This is a genomic window from Devosia sp. (genome assembly GCF_024707125.1).
Taxonomy (GTDB): domain Bacteria; phylum Pseudomonadota; class Alphaproteobacteria; order Rhizobiales; family Devosiaceae; genus Devosia.
Window position 1 is genome coordinate 475,021 of the sequence record NZ_JANQAH010000007.1, and the last position, 24,486, is coordinate 499,506.

General features: G+C 61.0%; 21 protein-coding genes. 17 read left to right on the forward strand and 4 right to left on the reverse strand.

Translation table 11 applies throughout. The features are described 5' to 3' along the window. Positions 1-84: 84 nt before the first annotated feature. From NVV77_RS07585 to aroA, 10 genes are all read left to right on the forward strand, one after another. Positions 85-1,230 carry a cysteine desulfurase family protein gene (locus tag NVV77_RS07585; protein ID WP_295411848.1) on the forward strand — a complete coding sequence of 382 codons (1,146 nt, stop codon included), beginning with the start codon at positions 85-87 and terminating at the stop codon, positions 1,228-1,230. A 62-nt stretch (positions 1,231-1,292) separates the two neighbouring features. Next, positions 1,293-2,822 carry a Fe-S cluster assembly protein SufB gene (sufB, locus tag NVV77_RS07590; protein WP_295411849.1) on the forward strand — a complete coding sequence of 510 codons (1,530 nt, stop codon included), beginning with the start codon at positions 1,293-1,295 and terminating at the stop codon, positions 2,820-2,822. Position 2,823: 1 nt separating this feature from the next. Then, on the forward strand, positions 2,824-3,327 hold the full coding sequence (locus tag NVV77_RS07595) for a cupin domain-containing protein (RefSeq protein ID WP_295411850.1): 504 nt from the start codon (positions 2,824-2,826) through the stop codon (positions 3,325-3,327). Between the two features lie 40 nt (positions 3,328-3,367). Beyond that, positions 3,368-4,129 (forward strand): Fe-S cluster assembly ATPase SufC, encoded by a 762-nt coding sequence (gene sufC / locus NVV77_RS07600; RefSeq protein WP_291411723.1) that lies wholly within the window; start codon positions 3,368-3,370, stop codon positions 4,127-4,129. Positions 4,130-4,135: 6 nt separating this feature from the next. Continuing rightward, complete coding sequence (gene sufD / locus NVV77_RS07605) at positions 4,136-5,344, forward strand: Fe-S cluster assembly protein SufD (RefSeq protein ID WP_295411851.1); 1,209 nt, start codon at positions 4,136-4,138, stop codon at positions 5,342-5,344. Between the two features lie 131 nt (positions 5,345-5,475). After that, positions 5,476-6,696: a cysteine desulfurase gene (locus tag NVV77_RS07610; protein ID WP_295411852.1), complete on the forward strand. Its 1,221-nt coding sequence runs from the start codon at positions 5,476-5,478 to the stop codon at positions 6,694-6,696. 70 nt (positions 6,697-6,766) lie between these two features. Beyond that, a complete protein-coding gene (locus NVV77_RS07615; protein ID WP_291406135.1) occupies positions 6,767-7,099 on the forward strand; it encodes an SUF system Fe-S cluster assembly protein in 333 nt (110 codons plus the stop codon). A gap of 1 nt (position 7,100) precedes the next feature. Further along, positions 7,101-7,520 carry a VOC family protein gene (locus NVV77_RS07620; protein ID WP_295411853.1) on the forward strand — a complete coding sequence of 140 codons (420 nt, stop codon included), beginning with the start codon at positions 7,101-7,103 and terminating at the stop codon, positions 7,518-7,520. A gap of 9 nt (positions 7,521-7,529) precedes the next feature. Beyond that, positions 7,530-7,910 (forward strand): iron-sulfur cluster assembly accessory protein, encoded by a 381-nt coding sequence (locus tag NVV77_RS07625; RefSeq protein ID WP_291417662.1) that lies wholly within the window; start codon positions 7,530-7,532, stop codon positions 7,908-7,910. 52 nt (positions 7,911-7,962) lie between these two features. Next, positions 7,963-9,240: a 3-phosphoshikimate 1-carboxyvinyltransferase gene (aroA, locus tag NVV77_RS07630; RefSeq protein ID WP_295411854.1), complete on the forward strand. Its 1,278-nt coding sequence runs from the start codon at positions 7,963-7,965 to the stop codon at positions 9,238-9,240. A 9-nt stretch (positions 9,241-9,249) separates the two neighbouring features. Here aroA and NVV77_RS07635 read toward each other — a convergent pair whose 3' ends face one another. From NVV77_RS07635 to NVV77_RS07645, 3 genes are all read right to left on the reverse strand, one after another. Further along, positions 9,250-10,314, reverse strand: a complete 1,065-nt coding sequence (locus NVV77_RS07635; RefSeq protein WP_295411855.1) for a GGDEF domain-containing protein — start codon at positions 10,312-10,314, stop codon at positions 9,250-9,252. Between the two features lie 125 nt (positions 10,315-10,439). Next, complete coding sequence (locus NVV77_RS07640; RefSeq protein ID WP_295411856.1) at positions 10,440-11,852, reverse strand: DEAD/DEAH box helicase; 1,413 nt, start codon at positions 11,850-11,852, stop codon at positions 10,440-10,442. 267 nt (positions 11,853-12,119) lie between these two features. Beyond that, complete coding sequence (locus tag NVV77_RS07645; protein ID WP_295411857.1) at positions 12,120-13,133, reverse strand: LacI family DNA-binding transcriptional regulator; 1,014 nt, start codon at positions 13,131-13,133, stop codon at positions 12,120-12,122. 193 nt (positions 13,134-13,326) lie between these two features. Between NVV77_RS07645 and NVV77_RS07650 the strand changes: the two genes are divergently transcribed. The 6 genes from NVV77_RS07650 to NVV77_RS07675 all read left to right on the forward strand — a co-directional run bounded on the left by NVV77_RS07650 (position 13,327) and on the right by NVV77_RS07675 (position 21,474). Next, a complete protein-coding gene (locus tag NVV77_RS07650) occupies positions 13,327-15,645 on the forward strand; it encodes an alpha-L-rhamnosidase (protein WP_295411858.1) in 2,319 nt (772 codons plus the stop codon). A gap of 59 nt (positions 15,646-15,704) precedes the next feature. Continuing rightward, positions 15,705-16,994 carry an extracellular solute-binding protein gene (locus tag NVV77_RS07655; RefSeq protein ID WP_295411859.1) on the forward strand — a complete coding sequence of 430 codons (1,290 nt, stop codon included), beginning with the start codon at positions 15,705-15,707 and terminating at the stop codon, positions 16,992-16,994. 70 nt (positions 16,995-17,064) lie between these two features. Then, positions 17,065-17,955, forward strand: a complete 891-nt coding sequence (locus NVV77_RS07660) for a carbohydrate ABC transporter permease (protein ID WP_295411860.1) — start codon at positions 17,065-17,067, stop codon at positions 17,953-17,955. Beyond that, complete coding sequence (locus tag NVV77_RS07665) at positions 17,952-18,782, forward strand: carbohydrate ABC transporter permease (protein ID WP_295411861.1); 831 nt, start codon at positions 17,952-17,954, stop codon at positions 18,780-18,782. Before NVV77_RS07660 ends, NVV77_RS07665 begins: the two co-directional genes overlap by 4 nt. Positions 18,783-18,822: 40 nt before the next feature. Beyond that, positions 18,823-19,911, forward strand: a complete 1,089-nt coding sequence (locus NVV77_RS07670; RefSeq protein ID WP_295411862.1) for an ABC transporter ATP-binding protein — start codon at positions 18,823-18,825, stop codon at positions 19,909-19,911. 216 nt (positions 19,912-20,127) lie between these two features. Continuing rightward, entirely contained in the window at positions 20,128-21,474 is a 1,347-nt protein-coding gene (locus NVV77_RS07675; protein ID WP_295411863.1) for an MFS transporter, read from the forward strand. A 9-nt stretch (positions 21,475-21,483) separates the two neighbouring features. On the opposite strand, the gene NVV77_RS07680 is transcribed toward NVV77_RS07675, so the two are convergent. Next, positions 21,484-22,707: an MFS transporter gene (locus tag NVV77_RS07680; RefSeq protein WP_295411864.1), complete on the reverse strand. Its 1,224-nt coding sequence runs from the start codon at positions 22,705-22,707 to the stop codon at positions 21,484-21,486. A gap of 782 nt (positions 22,708-23,489) precedes the next feature. On the opposite strand from NVV77_RS07680, the gene NVV77_RS07685 reads away from it, so the two are divergent. Further along, positions 23,490-24,242, forward strand: a complete 753-nt coding sequence (locus NVV77_RS07685; RefSeq protein WP_295411865.1) for a hypothetical protein — start codon at positions 23,490-23,492, stop codon at positions 24,240-24,242. Positions 24,243-24,486 lie beyond the last annotated feature (244 nt).

Consider the following 24,486-nt stretch of genomic DNA (forward strand, 5'->3'; position numbering starts at 1 on the left):
AAGAAGTGTTTGGTTTGCGGGATGCTCAGGCGTCCCGATCCCAGCATGGAAGGTATGTCGGGCACGCAGCCCCAAAGAAGGCAGATGGCGAAAGAGAGCATCTATCTCGATCACAATGCCACCGCGCCGCTTCGGCCAGAAGCGCGCGCGGCGCTCTATGCTGCGCTCGATTTGACGGGCAATCCGTCCTCTGTTCACGCCCATGGCCGCAAGCTGCGCGATCTCATCGAGACTGGCCGCAGCCAAGTCGCGCGCCTTACTGGCGCTGAGACACGTCAGGTCGTCTTTACCGGTTCGGCGACAGAAGCCCTGACCCAGGCTATCGTTGGCGGTGCACGCACTTTTGCAGCAGGCGCCGTGGCGATCAGTGCGGGGGAGCATGCTGCGGTCGCCAAAGCGGCCGACGCCACGGGCCTGCCTGTTTGGACAATCCCTGTTTCTGCCGATGGCCGTGTTGATCTGGATCAACTTCGCGCTGCTTTGCTGCGCGCGGATGAAGAGAACATCACGCTGCTCGTCGCCGTTCATTGGGTAAACAACGAGACCGGCGTCATCCAGCCCATTGGGCCGATTTCCGTTCTCGTCGGCCCAACGCGCCATACCCTGGTCATTGATGCAGTGCAGGCTCTGGGCAAGCTCGATCTGGATTTTGCCGCTTCGGCTGCCGATATGGTGGCTATCAGCGGCCACAAGATCGGGGCGCCGGCCGGTATCGGCGCGCTGTTGGTCAAGGGCCATGCCGATACGGTGCGGCTCATTCCCGGCGGCGGGCAGGAGCAGGGGCGTCGTGGCGGTACGGAATCGGCGGCGCTGATCAGTGCCTTCGGCGCTGCGGCTGCAGCCGAGCGTATGAATATGGAAGCCGCCGCTGCGCTGACCAAGCGCGTGGAAGACGGGCTTCGGGCCATGGCCCCAGACGTCGTGATCTTCGGCGAAAGTGCCGAGCGCGTCGGCAATGTGGTCAATTTCGCCGTACCGGGCATCCGGAATGCCACGGCGATGATGGCGCTCGATCTGGCTGGGCTATCGGTTTCGGCCGGCTCGGCCTGTTCTTCGGGCAAGGTTGGCGCCAGCCATGTGCTGCTCGCCATGGGTGTCGAGCGCGACCTTGCCGATTGCGCGCTGCGCGTGAGTTTCGGCTGGAATTCCAAGGCAGAAGATGCCGAGGCGTTCCTGGCCGGTTTTGAAACGATCCTCGCCCGCCACAAGCGGACCGGGAAAGCGGCCTAGCCGCAGAGATAAGTAGTGTTCGCGGCGGCCTTGAACCGCCGAGGGACGAAAAGGAGAGCCTGATGGCGGACTACGATATTCCGACGCTAAAGGAAGAAATCGACCGGGAAACGGTCGAACAGGTTTTGGCGCTCGACGTCGACAAATACAAATACGGCTTCGAGACCGATATCGAGTCCGATGTTGCCCCGGTTGGCCTCACCGAGGACACCGTCCGCTTCATCTCTGCCAAGAAGGATGAGCCGGAATGGATGCTGGAATGGCGTCTTGACGCCTTCCGCCGCTGGCAGACGCTCGAAGAGCCGAACTGGGCCAAGGTGCACTATCCCAAGATCGACTTCCAGGCGATCAGCTACTATTCCGCGCCGAAGAACTTCAAGGGCCCCAAGAGCCTTGATGAAGTCGATCCTGAACTGCTCAAGACCTATGCCAAGCTCGGCATTCCGCTGAAGGAACAGGCGATCCTCGCCGGAGTCGAAGGCGCGGGCGAACCGACCGGTACGCCCTTTGGTGCCAATGTCGCCGTGGACGCCGTGTTCGACTCGGTTTCGGTCGTCACCACCTTCCGCGAAGAGCTGGCCAAGGTCGGCATCATCTTCTGCTCGATCTCGGAAGCGGTTCGCGAATACCCGGAACTGGTGAAGCAGTATCTCGGCACCGTGGTTCCGGTTTCGGACAACTACTATGCGACGCTGAACTCCGCCGTCTTCACCGATGGGTCCTTTGTCTACATCCCCAAGGGCGTTCGCTGCCCGATGGAGCTGTCGACCTATTTCCGCATCAACGAGAAGAAGACCGGCCAGTTCGAGCGCACGCTGATCATCGCCGACAACGACAGCTACGTCTCCTACCTCGAAGGCTGCACCGCACCCTCGCGCGACGAAAACCAGCTTCACGCTGCCGTCGTCGAGCTGGTCGCCCTCGACAATGCCGAAATCAAGTACTCCACCGTCCAGAACTGGTATCCGGGCGACAAGGACGGCAAGGGCGGCATCTACAATTTCGTCACCAAGCGTGGCGATTGCCGCGGCGTCAATTCGCACATTTCCTGGACCCAGGTCGAAACCGGTTCGGCCATCACCTGGAAGTATCCGAGCTGCATCCTGCGCGGCGACGGTTCGCGTGGCGAGTTCTACTCGATCGCCATTTCGAACGGCTACCAGCAGGTCGATAGCGGCACCAAGATGATCCACCTGGGCAAGAACACGTCCAGCCGCATCATCTCCAAGGGTATCGCGGCCGGCTTCTCGGACAATACCTATCGCGGCCAGGTTTCGGCGCATGCCAAGGCCAAGAATGCCCGCAACTTCACCCAGTGCGACTCGCTGCTCATCGGCGACAAGTGCGGCGCCCACACGGTTCCCTATATCGAGAGCCGCAACGGCACCGCCGTCTTCGAGCACGAAGCGACGACGTCGAAGATTTCCGACGACCAGATGTTCTATTGCCTCCAGCGCGGCCTCAACGAGGAAGAAGCTGTGGCGCTGATCGTCAATGGTTTCGTCCGCGACGTGCTGCAGCACCTGCCGATGGAATTCATGGTCGAAACCCAGAAGCTGATCTCGATCAGCCTCGAAGGATCAGTCGGCTAACATGACGACGGAAACGCGCAACCCGGTTGTTTCCCTTGCCTCCCTGGCGCTCGACGCCTGGGAGCAGGGCACGCTTTACAAGTCTGCCGACACTTCGTTCGGCAAGCTTCTGGGTCTGCGCGCGCTCGGCATCAGCTACAACGAAGTGCCGCCCGGCAAGTCGAGCTGCCCCTTCCACAACCATCACGTCGAAGAAGAACTCTTCATCGTGCTGGAAGGTGAGGGGACCTATCGCTTCGGCACCGAGCGCTATTCGTTCAAGGCTGGCGACGTGCTTGGCGCGCCGACCGGCGGCCCGGACACTGCCCACCAGATCCTCAATACCGGATCGGTGACGCTGAAATATCTGGGCATCGCCAACAATGCCGATACCGAAGTCTGCGAGTACCCTGACTCGGGCAAATTCCAGGTGACGAGCCGCTCTTCGGCCGATCGTCGCCTCCGCCACTGTGGCCGCGAAGGCCAGAATAACCTTGATTACTGGGATGGCGAGCCGGGCGCCTGAGGCGCTGCCAGCTATCCCTTCCGCAATTGGAGAGAAGAAAATGACCACTCCCGTTCTTGAAATCCGCAACCTGCACGCCCGCATCGAGGAACGCGAAATCCTCAAGGGTGTGAACCTCGTCATCCCGCAGGGCGAAGTCCATGCCATCATGGGCCGCAATGGCTCGGGCAAGTCGACGCTGAGCTATGTGCTCGCCGGCAAGGAAGACTATGAGGTCACCGAGGGCGAAATCCTGCTCAACGGCGAGAACATCCTCGAGATGGAACCGCACGAACGCGCCGCAGCGGGCCTCTTCCTCGCCTTCCAGTACCCGATCGAAATCCCGGGCGTTGCGACCATGACCTTCCTCAAGGCCGCCATCAATGCCCAGCGCAAGGCTCGCGGCGAAGGCGAACTGACGACGCCCGAATTCATGCGCGCCGTCAAGGAAGCCGGTGCCCAGCTCAATGTTGACAGCGACATGCTCAAGCGCCCGCTCAATGTCGGTTTCTCCGGCGGCGAAAAGAAGCGCGCCGAGATCATGCAGATGGCGCTCCTCAAGCCCTCGCTGGCCGTGCTCGACGAAACCGATTCCGGTCTCGACATCGACGCGCTGCAGGTTGTTTCCAAAGGCGTCAACGCGCTCCGCGACGGCAAGCGCTCCATGCTGGTCATCACCCACTACCAGCGCCTCCTCAACCACATCGTGCCGGACGTCGTGCACGTGTTCTCGGATGGCAAGATCGTCGAAAGCGGCGACAAGGACCTGGCGCTTCAGCTCGAAGCCAAGGGCTATGCCGACTATGACGGTCAGGCGGCGTAACCAACCATGCGTCAGACCTTTCCTGTCCGCCTCGGCGCCGCCGAGGAATCCCTGATCGCCCAGCTCAAGGCTGCCGGCGCCGACCAGACCGCCGAGCGCGTCACTGTGGCCGGCCTCCCGACCCGTCGCGTCGAGGCCTATCACTATACCGACCTCAAGACCCTGCTGCGGGCCATCCCGCCGCTGGCGCAAGCGGCCAATGAGGCCACTGGCACCGCTCTGCGCGTTCCGGGCGCCTACGCCCTGTCGATCGTCAATGGTGCCGTCCTCGGCGCTGCTACGGCACCGGAAGGCGTCAAAGTGGGCAAGACCCACGGCGGCGTTCTCACGAACCGCGATGACGTCATTGTCAGTGTTAGCAATGCGCTAGCAAAAGACACTCTTAGTCTCGACCTCAAGGGCGCAATCGAGCAGGTGGTCCAGATCGACCATCGCATCGAGGGCGAAGCCGGCCATGTTGCCGACGCGACCAAGATTTTCGTCGCTGACGACTCCTCAGTCGTCATCCTCGAAACTTTCTCTGGCTCGGACGCGGCTCACGTCGGCAACCACGCGACCTATCTCGCGCTGGGCAAGAATGCCATCGTGACCCACGTCACCATCGACCTAAGTGGCCGCGCTACCTCGCATTTCGCGACCAACGAGTACCACCTCAACGACGGCGCACAGCTCCGTACGCTGGTCATCCATGCCGGCGCCGGCCTCGCGCGCACCCACCTCTTCCCGAAGATGGACGGCGAGGGCGCGCATGCGGATGTGACGGGCCTCAACCTGGTGTCAGAGGGTCAACACTCTGATATCACTATGGAAACGCTGCACGCCGTGCCGCACACTTCCTCCCAGCCGCTGTTCAAATCCATCACCCGCGGCCGCTCGAAAGCCGTGGTGCAGGGCAAGCTGATCGTCGCCCGCGACGCGCAGAAGACCGACGCAAAGTTCATGCATCAGGGCCTGATGCTGTCGGACGATGCTGAAATCCTCTCGAAGCCCGAACTCGAAATCTATGCCGACGACGTCGTCTGCGGCCATGGTTCCACCTGCGGCAAGCTCGACGAGGACAGCCTGTTCTATCTCCTCAGCCGCGGTATTCCCAAGGCCGAGGCGGAGACCATGCTGGTGCGCGGTTTCATCGCCGAACTCATTGATCCGATTGAAGATGAAGCGCTGAACGAAGCCCTGCAGAGCATCGTCGACGGCTGGCTGCTGGGGAAGTAAGGGGCCGCTCCGCGACCCCATCCAATCACGGTGTCATTCCCGCGAAAGCGGGAATCCACTCTCTGGATGACGTAACCGACGAAGAATAGATTCCCGCTTACGCGGGAATGACGCGGTGAAAGTTTGAAGTCATGACCCTCGACCTCGAAAAAGTGCGCGCCGACTTCCCGATCCTGTCGGAAGTGATCCACGGCCATCGCCTGGTCTATCTCGATAGCGGCGCCTCGGCCCAGAAGCCGGTGCAGGTGCTCGACCGGATGGATTATGCCTTCCGGCACGAATATGCCAATGTTCACAGAGGCTTGCACACGCTCGCCAACCGCGCCACCGACGCCTATGAGGCCGGCCGCGAAAACGTGCGGCGCTTCCTCAACGCTGGCCGGATCGAAGAAATCATCTTCACCCGCTCGGCCACCGAGGCGATCAACCTCGTCGCGCAGTCCTTCGCCGGGCCGCGCATCGGGGCAGGGGACGAGATCGTCACCACGATCATGGAGCACCACTCCAATATCGTGCCTTGGCATTTCCATCGAGAGCGCAAGGGCGCCGTCATCAAGTGGGTCGACGTCCGAGACGATGGCAGCTTTGACATCGACGCCTTCGAGGCGACGCTGACGGACAAGACGCGTATCGTTGCCGTTACGCATATGTCGAACGTCCTCGGCACAGTCACGCCGATCAAGCAAATCGTTGAAATTGCTCACGCTCGCGGCATTCCGGTGCTGGTGGACGGCTCGCAGGGCGCGGTCCACACCAAGGTCGACGTTAGGGATCTCGACGCCGATTTCTACATCATGACAGGCCATAAGCTCTATGGGCCGACCGGCATTGGCGTGCTCTACGGCAAGTACGACCTGCTTGCAGAAATGCAGCCCTATCAGGGCGGCGGCGAGATGATCGATACGGTCACCCTCGACAACGTCACCTATAACGAGCCGCCGCATCGTTTTGAGGCCGGCACGCCGCCCATCGTCCAGGCCATCGGGCTTGGTGCGGCGCTGACCTATATGGAAGAACTCGGCCGCGACGAAATCGCCGCGCACGAGCATGACGTCGCCGCCTATGCGCACGAAAAACTCAGCCGCATCAATTCCCTGCGTCTGATCGGCACCGCGCCGGGCAAGGGCGGCATTTTCTCCTTCGAGATCGCGGGCGCCCATGCCCACGATGTCGCCACCATTCTCGACCGCTACGGCATTGCAGTCCGTGCCGGCACCCATTGCGCGCAGCCGTTGCTGAAGCGATTTGGCGTCACCTCTACCTGCCGGGCATCCCTCGCCCTATATAACGGCAAGGACGATGTTGACGCGCTCGTGGATGGCATTGAGCGCGCCCGTAAATTTTTCGCCTGAGAGACAGATGATGAACGAAGACACCACACCAGCAGCTGACGAACAGATCGATGTGCGCATCCAGCCGACCATGCCCGAGAGCCTGGGCGATGGCGAAGTGGAGCGCATCACCTCCGACCTGATTGGCGCGCTAAAGACCGTCTATGATCCGGAAATCCCCGTGGACATCTATGAGCTTGGCCTGATCTACAAGGTCGACCTCGACGATGACCGCAACCTGACCATTGACATGACGCTGACCGCGCCGGGTTGCCCGGTCGCCGGCGAAATGCCGGCCTGGGTCGAGAATGCCGCCCGCGGCGTTGAGGGCATCCAGGACGTCAAGGTCAACATGGTGTTTGATCCGCCTTGGGACGCTTCGCGCATGAGCGAAGAAGCCCAGGTTGCGCTCAACTGGTGGTGAGATGAACCGGCCGCCGCTTCAGGGGCTGGTCGAAACCGCGCTTTACGTCACGGACGTCAAGCGGAGCCGCGACTTTTATGTCCGGATCTTTGGTTTCGAGCCCATGGGCGGCGACGAGCGCATCCAGCCTCTGGTGGTGAAGGAGGGGCAAGTGCTGCTCCTCTTCAAGCAGGGCGCGACGTTGAAGCCGATTCCGCTCGGCGGCGGTTTCATTCCGCCCCATGACGGTGGCGGGGAACAGCATTTCGCCTTCGGCATTGAGTTGGAAGCCTATGAAGATTGGAAAACCTTCCTTCAGGGCTTACATATAGAGTTAGAGAGCGAGGTTGTTTGGCCGAGTGGCGGCCGCAGCCTCTATTTCCGAGATCCGGATCGTCTTGTGGTCGAACTCGTGACCCGCGGTGTCTGGAAGAACTTTTAGGAACGACCCATGGCCTTCAAGATCATGTCGCTGTCCGATGCGGCAGCCGAACGCATCAAGGAAATCATGGAAGATTCCGACAAGCCGGTCATCGGCCTGCGCGTCGGCATCAAGAATGCCGGCTGTGCCGGTGTCGCCTATACAATGGACTATGTCAGCGAGCCGCTGAAGGGCGACGACCACGTCACTGATCGCGGCGTCGATGTCTGGGTCGATCCCAAGGCGACCATGTACCTGCTCGGCACAGTCATGGATTTTGAACAGAGCAAGATGAGCTCGGGCTTCACCTTCAAGAACCCGAACCAGACCGGCGCTTGCGGCTGCGGCGAGAGCGTTACGCTCAAGGCCGCGGACCTGAAAGCGATCGCCGAGGCGCGCGCTACCGCCTGACCTTATGTCAGTGATTGCGTCAGGGAACGCTTTGTCCTAACACCACGGCATCATGCCGAAAACGCTCCCGCCTGCCTACACCATCATCCCTCCTGGTCGTCCGCTTTCGGGTCGCGTTTCGCCCCCCGGCAGTAAATCCATTACCAATCGCGCTTTACTGCTGGCCGCTTTGGCCAAGGGCACAAGCCGACTGACCGGTGCGCTCAAGAGCAAGGACACCGTGCTGATGGCGCAGGCCCTGCGCCAGATGGGCGTCACTGTCGAAGAACCTGATGCGACGAGCTTTTTGGTGACAAGCAGCGGCAAGCTGACGGCTCCAGACGCGCCGCTCTTTCTCGGCAATGCCGGCACGGCAACGCGCTTCCTTACAGCCGCAGTCGCGACCATAGATGGCACTGTGGTGGTCGATGGCGACGAGGATATGCGCCTGCGCCCGATCAAGGCGCTGGTGGATGCACTGCGCTCGCTCGGAATCGATGCGGAAGCGCCGACGGGTTGCCCGCCAGTGACCATTCGCGGCACCGGCCGCTTCGGGAAGGGGAGGGTGGAGATCGATGCTTCGCTCTCCAGCCAGTATGTTTCAGCGCTCCTGATGGCTGCACCGTTTGGCGATGGGCCGATCGAGGTCGCGCTGGCTGGCAAGGACATTGGTGCCCGCGGCTATGTCGATCTGACGCTGGCGGCAATGCGTTCATTCGGTGCCCAGGTTGAAGAGACTTCGCCGGGCACCTGGCAAGTGCAGCCGACCGGCTATGTCGCGACCGACTTCCACGTCGAGCCTGACGCTTCCGCAGCAACCTATCTCTGGGGCATCGAGGCGCTGACTGGCGGCAAGATCGACCTTGGGGTGGCGGCCGATGCTTTCACCCAGCCGGACGCGTCGGCGCAGGCGGTTATCGCGCAGTTCCCCAATATGCCTGCCGTTATCGACGGCTCGCAGATGCAGGACGCAGTGCCGACCATGGCCGTGGTCGCGGTCTTTAACAATCAGCCGGTGCGTTTCGTTGGCATTGCCAACCTGCGCGTCAAGGAAACGGACCGCATTCGTGCTGTCGCCAATGAATTGAACCGCATCCGGCCGGGTCTTGCGAAGGAAGAGGGCGACGACCTTCTGGTTGCGTCCGATCCGGCTCTACTCGAAGCATCGCAGCGCAATGTCACCTCGCGCATCGAGACCTATCACGATCACCGCATTGCCATGAGCTTTGCACTAGCGGCGCTGCGCGTTGGCGGCGTGACGATTCTTGATCCGGCCTGCACCGGCAAGACCTATCCGGACTATTGGGAGATGCTGGCTTCGCTTGGCGTCGAGCTGGTTCCGACCGCCTGAGCGGTCGGATCAGGCGGCGGTGACGCCGCCGCGGGTCTCGCTGATTTCGGCGAGGCTTTCTTCGGTCAGGACGCGATTGCGGCCGGCGTGCTTTGCCGCATAGAGGCAGCGGTCAGCGCGCTCGATGAGCGAGCCGGCCGTGTCGGCCGGGTGGAAAGCCGCGATGCCGAAGGAAGCCGTGATGCGGCCGAGCTTCTCATTGGTGGAACGCTTCAGCAATTCCTTGCCATGGATGGCCTGGCGCACGTTCTCGGCGACGATGGTCGCGCCCTTGAGATCGGTATTGGGCAGGATGGCGACGAATTCCTCGCCGCCATAGCGGGCTGCCAGATCGCGCCCCTTGATATTGGACTTGATGGTCATGGCCACAAGCCGCAGCACCTGGTCACCGGTCTGGTGGCCGTAGGTGTCGTTAAAGCTCTTGAAGTGGTCGATATCCATCAAGATGAGGCAAAGCGGATTGCCGGTCTGGCGCGCCTCGGCAATGGCGGAACGGAGCCCCTCGTCAAAGCTCTTGCGGTTGGCAATCTTGGTCAGCGGATCGAGCAGCGACTCGCGGCGAACGTCGTCGAGGTCACGCTGCAGGGCAGCAATGTCATCGCGCGAGGCCTCGAGCTTCTGCTCGAGCATGCGGTTGGTGTCCTGCATGCGGCGCGTTTCGGCCAGCAGGCGTGCGGCCAGGACGCTCAGCGCCTCCGGACCGATTTCGCGTTCGAGATCGCCCTGTGCCGACTGCAGCGAACCGGAATAGGCATTGGCCGTCGTCATGGCGTGGTCGATGGCCGAATGCACCGCCTCGATGCGCGCCTGCATGCGCTCGGAGACGGTCGACATGCGGTCGTTGACGTCGGATTTCAGGAATTCGTTGTAGAGCGTTTCGGCCAGGCTCGCCGAGGGCGACTCGCCCGACGCGAAAATGGCGTTGATCCGATGGTTCAACGTCGGATTGACGCCAGTCGCATAGGTGTACAGCAGCTCATAGAACTGCGGGTAGGGCGGGATGCTGCTTTTCTTGAGGAGGTCGAGCGCCGAATTGGCATAGCCGAGCGCTCGCTTGAACTCGTGATCCGACACAGCCTTCCCCGCGACCCGTTGCGCCGACCACCGGCAAATGCAGTTTTACTTTGAAGTCATTTACAAGTCATAACGGCAGGCAACACTCTGTGTCGACCGACAATTTTTCATAAACTGGCAGTATTTTACTCAGATTCCTGTTCGGCAGTACGTGTCGGCCGAAGCAAGAAGGCCGGAATAGGTCCAGCGTCGCCAAATGGCGAATCAGGCACGATATCCGAAACCGGCGCCGGGGTGTCCTTGGCCTTGCGCCTGGAGTTGCGGGCTGGAGCCTTTTGTGGGGCAGCCTCAACAGTTTGCGGCTCGCTCGGGCGTGTCGAAGCCTTCCGCCGCGAAGACGTGCGGGAGGGCCGTGCCGGCGCTTCCTCGTCTTCATTCTGGCTTGAGGCAACAGGCGCCACGTCGAGCCAGTCGATCGGCTTCTGGATCAACTTGAGAATGGCATCGAGATGCTTCTCGTCGCCCGGGCCAACGAAAGTATAGGCAGTGCCCGAACGTCCGGCGCGGCCGGTGCGGCCAATGCGGTGCACGTAGTCTTCGGCGTGAACGGGCACGTCAAAATTGAACACATGGCTCACGGCCGGAATATCGAGGCCGCGGGCAGCGACGTCGCTGGCGACGAGCAGGGTGAGATTGCCGGACTTGAATGCGTCCAGCGTTTCCATGCGGCTCTTCTGGTCCATGTCGCCATGGAGCGCACCGGCGCTATAGCCGTGGCGCTCCAGCGAGCGGGCGAGGGTCGCCACGTCGCGCTTGCGGTTGCAGAAGATGATCGCGTTGGTCAGACCTTCGGCGGCATCGACGCGGGCGCGCAGCATGGCGCGCTTCTGGTCCGGTCGCGACGAGACTTTCACCAGTTTCTGGTCGATCGTGTCGGCCGTGGACGCTGTGCGGGAGACCTGCACATGCACCGGATCCTTGAGGAAACGCTTGGTCAAGCGCTCGATCTGCGGGTCCATGGTCGCCGAGAACAGCATGGTCTGGCGGCGCGGCGGCAGGCGCGAGCAGATTTTTTCGATGTCGTCGATGAAACCCATGTCGAGCATGCGGTCGGCTTCGTCGATGACGAGAATTTCAACGCCAGTAAGCAGGATCTTGCCGCGATCGAACTGGTCAAGGAGACGGCCAGGCGTGGCGATCAGCACGTCGACGCCGCGATCGAGCTTCTTGTTCTGGTCCTCGAAGGACACGCCGCCGATGATCAGCGCCATCGAGAGGCGATGGTTTTTGCCGTATTTTTCAAAGTTCTCGGAAACCTGGGCAGCGAGTTCGCGCGTCGGTTCGAGAATGAGCGTGCGCGGCATGCGGGCACGGGCGCGGCCGGCCTCAAGCAGGGTGAGCATGGGCAGCACGAAGGATGCCGTCTTGCCGGTGCCGGTCTGAGCGATGCCGATCAGGTCCTTCTTCTGCAGAAGGTGCGGAATGGCTTGCGACTGGATTTCAGTGGGTCGCGTGTAGCCGGCCGCTGCAACAGCGTCGGTAACTTTGCTCGAAAGGCCAAGGCCAGAAAAATCGTCGGTCAACGTCAGAGATTCCACTCGTGGGTCGTCCGGGTGGCTGAGCGAACCGAAATGTTCGGTACGGCGCACCGCGGAAATCATGTGCAAGGCCCGTGCTTTGGGGCTGTGGCCCTAGACCCAATGTCGAATGGAGCGTCGGGTACTTGTTTTTCTGCGCGGGCCCGTCGCCGGGCAGAGAAGACGCAAGAGAAAAAACAGGCAATCCGGCAAACCTTGCGGCGCGGACCATAGCGCAAAGCCCTTGCGTGTCAACGGTCTTGCCCGTTTTCGGCTGGATGCAGCGCCTTAGCCGGCCTTTGCGGAGCTGGCCCGCGCCACCACACGCGGGGTAACCACGAAGTGTTCGGAATGAGAACGGCCATCAATGCGCTCAATGAGCAGGCGAGTTGCTTGTAAACCTAGCACTTCGCCGGACTGGTCGATGCTGGTGAGACGGTTTTGCGAGAATTCGCAAAAGACGGTGTTGTCATAGCCGACAATGGCAACATCTTCGGGGATTGAGAGGCCTAGTTCGACCGCAACGCTGATGGCTTCGAAGGCCATGAGGTCGGTCCAGCAGAAAATGGCGTCCGGCCGATCCTTGCCTTCGAGAAGGCGACGGAGGATCAGTTGGACTTCGCGAAGCACCTGGGGCGCGCGAACAATGTTGATCGAGCCGCCGAGGCCTTGCTCGGTCATCTCCAGTCGATACCCGAGCTCGCGCTGATTGATCACCGTCGAAACCGGCGCCGCGAGACTGAGCATGGCGATCTTCTTGTGGCCGTTCTGGCAGAGATGGCGGACGGCGAGGCGGCCACCCAGCTGATCGTCGTTGTTGACCGTGTCGAAGCGCGCGTCGGTGAGGTCGTGGTGGCCGATCGCCACAAGCGGGACACGGTCGGCGATATCGTTCAGTCGCTCATTGGTCTCGTTGGGTCCGATGAGGACGAGGCCATCCATCTGACGGTCGATCATGGCCTCGACGAGCGATGAGGCCGAGACGCTAACCCCTTGCATGGCTTGGTATCGGGTACGCTCTAGAGCCGAGTTCACGCCAGCAAAGATGTCGGCGAAGAATGGGTTGCGCAGGTCGGGGAAAACAAGCCCGAGCGTATAGGTGCGACCACGAAGACCTCGGGCCGACGCCAGGGGGCGATAGTTGAGCTTGTCCATCGACGCCTGGACCTTGGCGCGCAGGGCGTCGCTGACGCCGTAAGCGTCTCGCAGCACTTTGGAAACAGCTGCAACCGACACCCCGGCATCGCTGGCAACTTCGCGAATTGTAATGCGCGGCGTTCTCGCCGGGGCTTTCTTGGTCATCACGTCCTCCGCCTCAGTCTTCGCACCTATTCTAAAAAAAGCCTATTGCGAAGATCGCAAAAATGTAGAACGCTACACGTAGAACAGTTTACAGCCGCACCAAGCGGCCTGAGGAGACTACCACGTGCTGAATGAAACCGCGGCAGAGCTGGCTTCCAGCTCACGAGCTTCCACACGCGCTTGGACTGCCAAGATGGTTCGTCCGCTCGCTGACAAGGGTGTCGGCACTCCGGCAACCTTCGTTGCGAAGACCTTCAATCTCGACAGCGTTTCCGGCGCTGAAATCCTCGACATTACGGCCCTCGGCCTCTACGTCGCCTTCATCAACGGCAAGCGCGTCGGCAACGATGTGCTGACGCCGGGCTGGACGGCCTATGATGCGCGCCTGAGCTACCAGACCTATGACGTGGGCTCGCTGCTCGTTGCCGGTGAAAACCGCATCGAGATCTGGCTGGGCGACGGCTGGCTGCGCTCGCAGCTGATGTGGGGCAAATTCCCAATCTACAACACCTGGGGCAGCGAGATCGCCGCGCTGGTGGAACTGCGCGGCCGGGCAGGGGACGCCGATCCGATCCTCGTGACCGATGCTTCGTGGGAAAGCGGCGAACTGCCAATCCGCAAGTCGGGCATCTATTTCGGCGAAACTTTTGACGCCCGCATTGCACCGACCGTTTCGGGTGCGACCGCTGCGATTGAATTCGACCACGCCCGCCTCGTCGCCCACGAAACGACGCCGGTGCGTGAGCTTGACGCGCTGACCGCGGTCAAGACCTGGACCGACGCCGAGGGCCGTACGGTTTTCGATTTCGCCCAGAACGTTGGTGGCTACGTCGCCATCTCGGTTTCCGGTTCCGCCGGCGCCAAGGTGACCGTCGAGCACGCCGAAGTCCTCGACAAGGACGGCAATTTCTACAACGTCAATTACCGCACGGCGGAAGCGACGATCACCTATGTCCTCAGCGGGCAGGGGACCGAGACCTACCGTCCGCACTTCACCTTCCAGGGCTTCCGCTATGCACGCGTTGCCATTGAAGGCGACGCCAAGCTTGTCGACATCAAGTCGATCCCGATCAGCTCGGTGACCGAGCAGAAGGCGACCTTCACCTCGGGCAACCAGCTGGTGAACCGTCTGTTCCTCAACACGCTCTGGAGCCAACGCGGCAACTTCATCGAAGTGCCGACCGACTGCCCGCAGCGCGACGAGCGTCTGGGCTGGACCGGCGACGCGCAGGTTTTTGCCGGCACCGCTGCATATCTCGGCGAAGTGCAGGGCTTCTTCCACAAGTGGGTGCGCGACCTGATGGTCGACCAGCGCGAAGACGGCGCTGTTCCGCACGTTTGCCCCGATCCGACCCGCATGCAGCCGGAACACTATCCGGGCTTTTACGGCTCGACCGGCTGGGGCGATGCCATCTACCAGGTGCCGTGGCAGGTTTATCTGCACTACGGCGACAAGGACTTCCTCAAGGAAGTGCTGCCCAACATGGTCAAATGGGTCGACTTCGTCTGGTCGATTAGCGACGGCCCGATCGTTTCGCCGCCGCGCGAATGGGGTGCCCGTGGCTTCTCGTTCGGCGATTGGCTGCAGCCCAAGGGTCCGAGCGCCAAGCCGCTGCCGACCATTGGCGACGATGCTGCCGCGACGATCTACCTCTATATCGCCGCCAAGCAGGTGGCCGACATTGCCGGTATCGTCGGTGACGCCGCGACAGCCCAGCGCCTTGGCAAGATGGCAGCCGACGTGAAGACCGCCTTCCAGAGCGAGTTCATCACCGTCTCCGGCCGTCTGGCCTATGACGACCAGACTTCCTATGCGCTGGCCATCGTTCACGACCTGATCCCGGCCGACAAGTACGAAGCCGCCAAGGGCTACTTCAAGAACACCATCGCTCGTGCCGAAGGCCGTATCGGCACCGGCTTCATCGGCACCCCGGCACTGCTGCCGGCGTTGATCAAGATCGGTGAATGGGGCCTCGCCAGCGCAGTCTTCCTGCAGGAAGAAGTCCCGGGCTGGCTCTATCAGGTAAAGATGGGCGCGACGACGATCTGGGAACGCTGGGATGCGATCCAGGCCGACGGCTCGATCTACAATCCGCAGATGAACTCCTACAACCACTATGCCTACGGCGCTGTTTGCCAATGGCTGCTGGAAGGGGTTGCCGGCTTCCGGCCGGACGAGAAGGACCCGGCGTTCAAGACCGTGATCTTTGAACCGCTGATCCTGCCCGAACTGTCGCCGGTCAAGGCCGATCACGACAGCCCGGCCGGCAAGATCCGCGCCGAGTGGACCATCACCGGTGAAGCCGTCCGCTACGAAATCGAAGTGCCGGCGGCAAGCCGTGGCGTTCTGCGCCTCGCTTCCACCTATCGCGACGCCAAGCTCGACGGCCAGCCCTTCACTGCAGGTCAGGACACAGCCCTCTCGGCCGGCAAGCACGTCGTGACCTTCAACTACACAGCACCGAAGCGCGAGGAGCGCCAGAAGTCGCTGGTGAACGCCAACACGCCGTAAGGCGCGTATCTCGACTTAACCAGGGCCCGCAAAATGCGGGCCTCCCAGGGAGGTAGACTATGACCAAGACCAAACTTTTCGCCCTGACCGGCGCCAGCCTGCTCGGCCTGATGATGACGGCCAATGCCGTCAACGCCCAGCAGTCGGGCTACCTGTCGTTCCTCATCGACAACGGCCCGCAGTCGGTCGCCGTCGCTGAAGCATGGGTGGCCGCCTATACCGCGAAGAACCCTGACGTCACCATCGACATCGAAGTGCGCCCCGGTGGCGGTGAAGGCGACAACATCGTCAAGACCCGTCTCGCGACTGGCGCCATGGCCGACGTGTTCTTCTACAATTCGGGTTCGCTGTTCCAGGCGATCAACCCGGTCCAGAACCTCCTCCCGGTTACCAATGAACCGTGGCAGGCTGGCATTCAGGACAGCTTCAAGTCGGTCGTTTCGGCTGGCGGCGAAGTCTATGGCACGCCCTTCGCTCCGGCCATGGGCGGCGGCATCTTCTACAACAAGCCGATCTATGAAGAACTTGGCCTCGAAATTCCCAAGACCTGGGACGAGTTCATGGCCAACAACGAAAAGATCAAGGCTGCCGGCAAGACTGCCGTGATCCAGACCTATGGCGAAACCTGGACCTCCCAGCTGTTCGTCCTGGCCGACTTCTACAACGTCCTCACGGAAGTGCCGGATTTTGCCGAGAAGTTCACCGCGGGCGAGGCCAAGTTCGCCACCACGCCGGCTGCGGTTCGTGGCTTCGAAAAGCTGCAGGAAGTCTACGAAGCTGGCTTCCTCAATGCCGACTTCGGCGCTGCGACCTATCCCGATGGCATCCGCATGGTTGCGACCGGCGAAGGCGCTCACTACCCGATGCTGACCTTCGGTATCGGCGCTATCGCTGAAACCGTGCCGGACCATCTGCAGGACGTCGGCTTCTTCGCCCAGCCGGGTGATGATGCCGCAACCAATGGCCTGACCACGTGGATGCCGGACTCGGTTTATATCGCCAAGACCACGGCTGCTCCGGATCTGGCCAAGGACTTCGTCGGCTTCATCGGTTCGCCCGAAGGCTGCGACATCCGCAACGAAGCCGTGGGCGCCACCGGTCCCTACATGATCGCCGGTTGCGAACTGCCTGCCGACGTGCCGCCGGCCGTTGCCGACATGCTGCCCTACTTCCAGGAAGGCGGCCATAACGGTCCGGCTCTCGAGTTCCTTTCGCCGATCAAGGGCCCAGCTCTCGAGCAGATCACCGTTGAAGTCGGTTCGGGTATCCGCCAGGCCGCTGACGGCGCCGCTCTCTACGACGAAGACGTGCGCAAGCAGGCACAGCAGCTCGGCCTTGCCGGCTGGTAATCGTCCCTGACCCTGCTTAGGCTCCGGAGGGCCCAACCCTCCGGAGCCGCAACGCATTGCGAGGTTCCCCATGACAGCATCAGCTGTTCCTGCGCTGAAAATGCAGCGTAGGTCCCTTTACCCTGGCTGGTTCTATGCGCCGGCTGCGGTAGTCTATTCCGTGCTGTTCCTGGCGCCGACCTTTGCGTCGCTCTATTTCAGCCTGACGCGTTGGACGCTCTTCGATGCCACCTTCATCGGCCTCGACAATTTCGCTCAGTTTTTCCGCGAACCGTTCCTCATCCAGGGCCTCGTCAACACGGTCATCTATGCCGTGATCACCTCGGGCCTGAAGGTCGTCATCGGGATGATGCTGGCCGTGATGCTCACCAGCCAGATCATGGCGCGCGGCTATCTGCGTTCTGTGATCTTCTTCCCGGTGCTGGTGTCGACCATCGGCGTTGGCATGACCTTTACCGTCCTGATGCATCCGACCCTGGGCATGATCAACCAGACCCTGGCGATGATCGGCATTCAGGGGCCGGGCTGGCTCGTCGATCCCAAGTTGGCGCTGTTCTCGGTTGCCCTTGTCGACGTCTGGAAGGGCGTGGGGCTTGCCACCGTCATCTACATTGCCGGTCTCGTCGCCATCCCCAAGGACTATTACGAAGCCGCCCGCATCGATGGCGCCACCAAGCTGCAGAACTTCTTCTATGTGACGCTGCCGCTCAGCCGTCCAGCGACCGCGACGGTAATCACGCTCTCCTTCATCGGTGGCCTGCGCACGTTCGACCTGATCTGGGCGATGACCAAGGGCGGCCCGGGCTTTGCGTCCGACACCGTCGCCTCGGTGATCTACAAGCAGTACCAGGCTGGTTTCTATGGCCTCTCGACCGCAGGCAATGTGGTGCTCTTCATCCTCATTGCCGTGCTCGTCGTGCCGCTGACCATGTTCCTCAATCGCAAGCAGGGCCACGAATGAAGAAGTCGCGCGCCTCCATCATTGGCGGTATTGCCGCCATCGCGGCCACCTTCGTGGTCTTCGTCATCCCGTTCCTGTTCATCATCCTGATGGCCTTCAAGGACAAGCAGCAGTCAGCTCTGCGCGATTTCTCCTGGCCGAACGGCTTCCACCTCTTTGAAAACCTCTATGAGGTGATCAAGACCCGCAACTGGATGATGATCACGGCCTTCATCAATTCCTCGCTGATCACCGTGGTCAGTGTCACGCTGCTGATCGTCCTCGCGGCTATGGTTGGCTTCGTGCTGGCCCGTCGCAAGACCAAGTGGAACGGCACGATCGAGTTCCTGATCCTTGCGGGCCTGATGATCCCGCCCGCGGTGGTGCCGACGATCTGGCTGCTGCAAGGGCTAAAACTGTTCGGCACGCTGCATGGCATGATCCTGATCCAGGTGGCCTACAACCTGCCATTCTCGATCATTCTCTACCGTGCCTTCATTGCCACCATTCCGCGCGAGCTGGATGAGGCTGCGGTGATCGACGGGGCGCGTCCGCTCGATGTGTTCTTCCGGATCATCCTGCCGCTGCTCTGGCCGGTGACGGTGACCAATATCGTGGTGCAGTCCGTCGGCATCTTCAACGACTTCACCAACCCGCTCTACTATCTGCCGGGCAACCAGAACGCGACCGTGCAGCTGACGCTCTACAATTTCCAGAGCCAGTTCAGCACGGCCTACAACCTGCTCTTCACCAATATCCTGCTCATCACCATCCCGCCGCTCATCGTCTTCATGTTCTTCAATCGGCAGATCGTCGCCGGCATGACGGCCGGCGCGGTCAAGGGGTAGGGCGATGGCAACCAAAATTCTCAGCGAGGAGATCTGACCCATGGCTGGCTTGGAACTCAAGAATATCCAAAAGACCTATGGCAAGGTCGAGGTCATCAAGGGCGTGGACCTGACCATCGAAGACGGCGAGTTCGTCGTCTTCGTCGGCCCCTCGGGCTGCGGCAAGTCTACCTTGCTGCGCATGATCGCGGGCCTCGAAGACATCACCGGCGGCGAACTCTATATCGGCGACAAGCTCTGCAATGCGGTCGAGCCGCGTGATCGCTCCATCGCCATGGTGTTTCAGTCCTATGCGCTCTATCCGCATATGACGGTCTACGACAATGTCGGCTTTGGCCTGAAGCTCGCCAAAACGCCGAAGGATGTCCGGGATCAGAAAATCCGGGAAGCCGCTCGCATCCTGAAGATGGAACACCTGCTCGATCGCAAGCCAGGTCAGCTCTCCGGCGGCCAGCGTCAGCGCGTCGCCATCGGCCGCGCCATCGTGCGCAAACCGGAAGTCTTCCTCTTCGACGAGCCGCTGTCCAACCTTGATGCGGCACTCCGTGTCGACACGCGCATGGAGATCGCCAAGCTCCATGCCGACCTCGGCGCGACGATGATTTACGTGACCCACGACCAGGTCGAAGCCATGACCCTGGCCGACAAGATCGTGGTTCTGGACGCCGGTGTCGTGCAGCAGGTCGGCAGCCCGATCGAGCTCTATCAGCGCCCGACCAATCTCTTCGTCGCCGGCTTCATCGGCTCACCGAAGATGAACTTTGTGGAGGTCACCGTCGAAGTCGTCGATGGTGACTCGATCACCGTCTCCAGCAAGGATGTGGCGAGCCTGCGCGTTCCGGCGACGTCCGCGGGCGTCAAGGTCGGCGACAAGCTGACCCTGGGCATTCGTCCTCATGACCTCGTTCCGGCCAACAATGGCGCCATTGTGGGCCGCGTGAGCCTTGTCGAACGGCTGGGGAACGAGACCATCGTCAACCTTGAACTGTCCTCCGGCGCAGCCTGGCTTGCCGTGCTCGAAGGCGACCAGCCGCTGCGCGTTGGCGAAAGCCTGGCGCTTGCGGCCGAACCGGCCAAGGCCATTCTCTTCGACAAGGACGGCAAGTCGCTGCTGGCGCCGCTCAGCTAAGACGCACAAGAGTTTCCTCCCGACTGGGCTCCGGCATTGCCGGGGCCCTTTTTCTTTGGCGTGTCGAAATGCCGGTGAACCATTCGTCGTGTCACGCGCTTCGCTGACAGAACCTGTCACAGGTGCGCGCTAAGCCCGTTTCGACTTGCCGCCATGGCCGGGAGGGAGGAGAGTGCCCAACCGGCAGAAGGACCTGATCTCCAAGAGGACTAAGCAATGCGTCCCTTTCACCAAATTCTGGCGAACAATCTCGTGGCCAATGTCACGAATTTCACCGTCTGGTTCGCCGTAACCTTTTGGGTTTTCATCGAAACCCAGTCCGTTTTCGCCACCGGCATGATCGCCGGCATCTTTCTTGTCTTCACTGCTGCCTTCGGTATCTGGTTCGGCTCGATCGTCGACCACAACTCCAAAAAGCTCGCCATGCTTGGGTCGAGCGTCGTTTCCGGGCTGTGCTACATGGCCGGCCTCGCAATGGTGCTGTTCGAGCCCGAGGGCGCCTTCACGAACCCCTACGGCCCATATCTCTGGCTCTTCATCGTCACGGTAATGCTGGGCGTCATCGCCGGCAATATCCGCTCGATCGCGCTGCCGACGCTTGTGACCATCCTCATCCCCGAGAACGACCGCGACAAGGCCAATGGTCTCGTCGGCATGGTTTCGGGCATCGGCTTCCTGACGACCTCGGTGATTTCGGGCTTTCTCGTTGCCTATACTGGCATGCTGGGTGTGATGCTGATGTCGCTCGTCGCGACGGTGCTGGTTTTCATCCACCTCAGTATCGTCCCGCTCGATGAGGGCAGGGCGCCCCATGATCCCGAGGTACCGTCCGAGCCAAAACGCGTCGATGTGGCCGGCACCATTCGGGTCATTGCCGCCGTTCCCGGACTTTTCGCCCTTATCTTCTTCGCCACCTTCAACAATTTCCTCGGCGGCGTCTTCATGGCGCTGCTCGATGCCTATGGCCTGTCGCTGGTGTCGGTGGAGGTCTGGGGCCTGACCTTCGGCGTGTTGTCGACGGCGTTCATTTTCAGCGGCATCGTCATTTCGAAGCTGGGTCTGGGCAAGAACCCGCTTCGCACGCTGATGATGGTCAATGTCATCACCTGGGCCGTCTGCTGCGTCTTCACCGTGCAATCGTCCTTCTGGCTGCTGGCGGCCGGGTGTTTCGTCTGGATGCTCCTTGGCCCCTATGCCGAGGCTGCGGAACATACGACGCTGCAGAAGGTGGTGCCGCTCGAGCGCCAGGGCCGCGTTTTCGGCTTTGCGCAATCGGTCGAACAAGCTGCGTCACCACTGACGGCATTCCTGATCGGGCCACTGACGCAGTTCGTGGTGATTCCGTTCATGACGGATGGGGCAGGGGCCCAGTCTATTGGCTCCTGGTTCGGCACCGGCCCGGCGCGCGGGATTGCCCTGGTCTTCACCGTGGCCGGGTTTTTGGGCCTGTTCGTCACCATCCTGGCGTTCAATTCCCGCTACTATCGGGAATTGTCTGCAGCCTACGCTGCCAACAAGGATGATGATGAAGATGGCGGAGCGGCAGTCGCCAGCCCCGCCTGATCGCCTCAATTACGCCGGCAGTGCTTCTGCCGGCGTTTCCTTTGTGCTCTTGGGCGGGAAAGCCAAGGCAAGCGCCGCAGCGGCGAGGCCGACGGCCGCCGAAGCCACGTAGAGCCAGTGGTAGTCACCGAAAGTATCGAACAGCCAACCGCCGCCAACCGGCCCAAAAGCCATGCCGATGGACGAAGTCATGGTGATACCGCCGAGCACGGTGCCCATGACATTGGGCCCGAAATAATCACGCGCCAGCACTGAATAGAGCGGCATCACGCCGCCATAGACGAGGCCCAGCACCACAGCCAGCATATAGAAATGCGGCAGCTCGCTGACATAGATATAGCTATAAATTCCAATGGCTTGCATCGCGAGACCAATGACGATGACGCGTTTGACGCCGATCCTGTCGGCCAGGACGCCAAAGATGACGCGGCCGAAAAGCCCAGCAAAACCTTCGACGCTATAGATGCTGGCCGCGGCCAGCGCCGAGGCGCCGCAGAGCATGGCATAACTAACCGTATGGAAGATCGGGCCTGAATGCGCGGCGCAGCAGAGGAAAAAGACGCCGGCCAGGATGAAGAACTGAGGCGTGCGGAAGATCGCGCCCATATTGGTCGGCTGAGGCTCGGCCGGGGCAATATCGCTGCCCGGTGACGGCGCTTCGGCCATGACCGCGGGTGCGCGGCGGATCAGGAAAGCCGCCGGAATGATGAGCGCTGCAGCAGCAATCGCTGTCATCATCATGGCATTGCGCCAGCCATAGTTAGCGATCAACACTGTCGCCAGCGGCGTGATCGTCATCGGGGCGATACCGCCGCCGAGCGAGACGAGCGAGACCGCCAGGCTCCGATGCTTGTCGAACCAGCCAAGCGTGGTTGCGATCAAGGGGGCGAAGAAAGCGCCACCAGAGGCGCCAACTAGCCCGCCATAGGCAAACTGGAACACCAGAAGATCATTGGCGCGGCTGGCAATAAAGAGACCAAGCCCAAGCAGGACGGCCGCGACCAGAACCACCGGCCGCGCGCCGATGCGGTCGGTCAGCGTGCCCCAAAGAAAACCGGCAATACCCATGACGATGAAACCCACCGTCATGGCGCCGGAAATGCCAGCGCGGGTCCAGCCGGTTTCTTCCGCGATGGGCTGAAGGTAGACAGGCAGGGCGAACATCGCGCCCATCGCCAAACAAGTGATCACTGCGCCGGCTGCGACAATGACCCAACCATAGTGCCGTTCCATTCGAAGGTCCTCCTCAGGGAATATGCCTTCGCGACGAACGAGACGCCCGGATTTCAACACGCGCAAGGAAAATTCGTGAGGATGACCCCGGATGGGCGCACAAACTTATCCACGCTGCCTTGGCAGTTGATATTGTTGCGGCTCAATGTCTCTTACCTCATAAGCTGTCACTCTCCCGCGCTAAGACGCCCAGAACTCTGTAGTGGTTTACCCCATTAGTTGTCATCGCCTCTGGTCAATAGTTGTCCTCGCAGGGAATTCTGCACGTCAAAAGCTGTCATCGACTCTCTCCAATATTACCTTTCGAGTTCTATCATCTAGGCGCGGAACAGCGCCAAGAGGCTAGGCGGCAGCTCGACCACAGCGATCGCTGCGTGACGAAGTTCTTTATTTGTTCTTATTTTGCTGTACTCACGTATGCCGCACGTGACCTCCCCAAAAATCGCCGTTGCAAGCTGACCCCGACGCTCCATCGCCAGCAGCGGCTAGCCGCCCAGCGACTCGTCAGGCACCAAGGGAAGTAATTTGGTGATCGGGCGTTGTTGTCTCATGGAGCAGATAAGTACCCCACGGTTGTAACGAGCCTGCCAACGACGAAATCGGCGTTTATCGATTGCACCGGAGGGACATGGGTTGGAATCTGAGTTTGGTACCCGTGCGCCTGTGGGATTGTAGGCTATCTTTCATGCGAAACTGGGGGCCGTTGGTGCTACTGCCAATGTGATCCTTTACGGGTGCCTAGCCTGGGCGCTCTATGATTTATGACGACGGGGGGAGAGAAAATGGGTGATTGGGCCATCGGCAAGGATTGGATGTCGAAGATGGGATCGATCGGAGAAAAAACACTTGGCCCCGTTGCGATCTACCGTGGACAGCATGCGGAGCAATCGCAGGGAAATCGCGATCTGTTCAAGAAAGAGGATGACTGGGCGGATTTGAGCCAGGCGCACGCGTCAGCCTATAGTGCGCTGGTCAATTTTCTTTCCCGAGTGGCAGGAAAGCCGATCCCAAAGGAAAGGGTGGATGCTCAGGGGCAGGCCACTTTAATCGCCCACTTCCTGCAAGGTATTCCACTTGCTGAAACGGCCATTGTCGAGGGGCTTTACCCTCAAGCAGCGACGCTATTGCGCCAACAGCATGAGATCATCGCCGCAGTCGAGGAATACACCGCAGGGCGCCGGAAGGATGCGAAAACACCGCATGCCACTATTGGCGTTCTTCGCGATATGGGGCGCGTCTACGGTGACCTGAGTGGGGCGGCGCACGTGTCGCAGGCAGAACTCCTCAAGAATTTCGTTGTGATCGAAATCGGGGAGGAGCGAGCGCCCTCGTTACTCCCTGTTTATCGAGGTGAACTGTCCCGCAATCTCTACGCTCTGCAGACCAGCTATATGATTATGGCTGCTTGGCTCGCCAGCGATATCCATGGCTCGCTTTCCGGCGACAAACTTAATGCTGATGAGAGCAAGCTTCTCGCTCTTTCTCAGGCCCTGTTGGTTGAGACAGGATTGGTGAACTTTGAACCCACTACCTAAGTTAGGAGGCGACGCTGAATTCCTTCGAGCTCGCCAATGGCTTTGGCAGTTGCCACCGTTGCAGGCGGGGCACCCCTCGCCTTGCCACTCCTTGTTTGCCAGCGCCCAGCTCATCTGAATCCCAAATAGGAGGGCGCAAACTGGCGGCGGCTTTAAGTCTGACGGATGGGGCCTGCGACAGAGACTTCGCCATCGTGCACGCTCCCAGAATGCCGCGAAGCTCTTCTACCGTTCCTCCTGCTGC

What these genes read in the sequence shown, in the direction of transcription:
- sufB (WP_295411849.1), top strand. Translation starts at nt 1,293, where the DNA reads ATGGCGGACTACGATATTCCGACGCTAAAGGAAGAAATCGACCGGGAA.
- aroA (WP_295411854.1), top strand. Translation starts at nt 7,963, where the DNA reads ATGCCGAAAACGCTCCCGCCTGCCTACACCATCATCCCTCCTGGTCGT.
- NVV77_RS07620 (WP_295411853.1), top strand. Translation starts at nt 7,101, where the DNA reads ATGAACCGGCCGCCGCTTCAGGGGCTGGTCGAAACCGCGCTTTACGTC.
- sufD (WP_295411851.1), top strand. Translation starts at nt 4,136, where the DNA reads ATGCGTCAGACCTTTCCTGTCCGCCTCGGCGCCGCCGAGGAATCCCTG.
- NVV77_RS07610 (WP_295411852.1), top strand. Translation starts at nt 5,476, where the DNA reads ATGACCCTCGACCTCGAAAAAGTGCGCGCCGACTTCCCGATCCTGTCG.
- NVV77_RS07670 (WP_295411862.1), top strand. Translation starts at nt 18,823, where the DNA reads ATGGCTGGCTTGGAACTCAAGAATATCCAAAAGACCTATGGCAAGGTC.
- NVV77_RS07685 (WP_295411865.1), top strand. Translation starts at nt 23,490, where the DNA reads ATGGGTGATTGGGCCATCGGCAAGGATTGGATGTCGAAGATGGGATCG.
- sufC (WP_291411723.1), top strand. Translation starts at nt 3,368, where the DNA reads ATGACCACTCCCGTTCTTGAAATCCGCAACCTGCACGCCCGCATCGAG.
- NVV77_RS07585 (WP_295411848.1), top strand. Translation starts at nt 85, where the DNA reads ATGGCGAAAGAGAGCATCTATCTCGATCACAATGCCACCGCGCCGCTT.
- NVV77_RS07675 (WP_295411863.1), top strand. Translation starts at nt 20,128, where the DNA reads ATGCGTCCCTTTCACCAAATTCTGGCGAACAATCTCGTGGCCAATGTC.
- NVV77_RS07595 (WP_295411850.1), top strand. Translation starts at nt 2,824, where the DNA reads ATGACGACGGAAACGCGCAACCCGGTTGTTTCCCTTGCCTCCCTGGCG.
- NVV77_RS07660 (WP_295411860.1), top strand. Translation starts at nt 17,065, where the DNA reads ATGACAGCATCAGCTGTTCCTGCGCTGAAAATGCAGCGTAGGTCCCTT.
- NVV77_RS07680 (WP_295411864.1), bottom strand. Translation starts at nt 22,707, where the DNA reads ATGGAACGGCACTATGGTTGGGTCATTGTCGCAGCCGGCGCAGTGATC.
- NVV77_RS07615 (WP_291406135.1), top strand. Translation starts at nt 6,767, where the DNA reads ATGCCCGAGAGCCTGGGCGATGGCGAAGTGGAGCGCATCACCTCCGAC.
- NVV77_RS07645 (WP_295411857.1), bottom strand. Translation starts at nt 13,133, where the DNA reads ATGACCAAGAAAGCCCCGGCGAGAACGCCGCGCATTACAATTCGCGAA.
- NVV77_RS07650 (WP_295411858.1), top strand. Translation starts at nt 13,327, where the DNA reads ATGGTTCGTCCGCTCGCTGACAAGGGTGTCGGCACTCCGGCAACCTTC.
- NVV77_RS07625 (WP_291417662.1), top strand. Translation starts at nt 7,530, where the DNA reads ATGGCCTTCAAGATCATGTCGCTGTCCGATGCGGCAGCCGAACGCATC.
- NVV77_RS07665 (WP_295411861.1), top strand. Translation starts at nt 17,952, where the DNA reads ATGAAGAAGTCGCGCGCCTCCATCATTGGCGGTATTGCCGCCATCGCG.
- NVV77_RS07655 (WP_295411859.1), top strand. Translation starts at nt 15,705, where the DNA reads ATGACCAAGACCAAACTTTTCGCCCTGACCGGCGCCAGCCTGCTCGGC.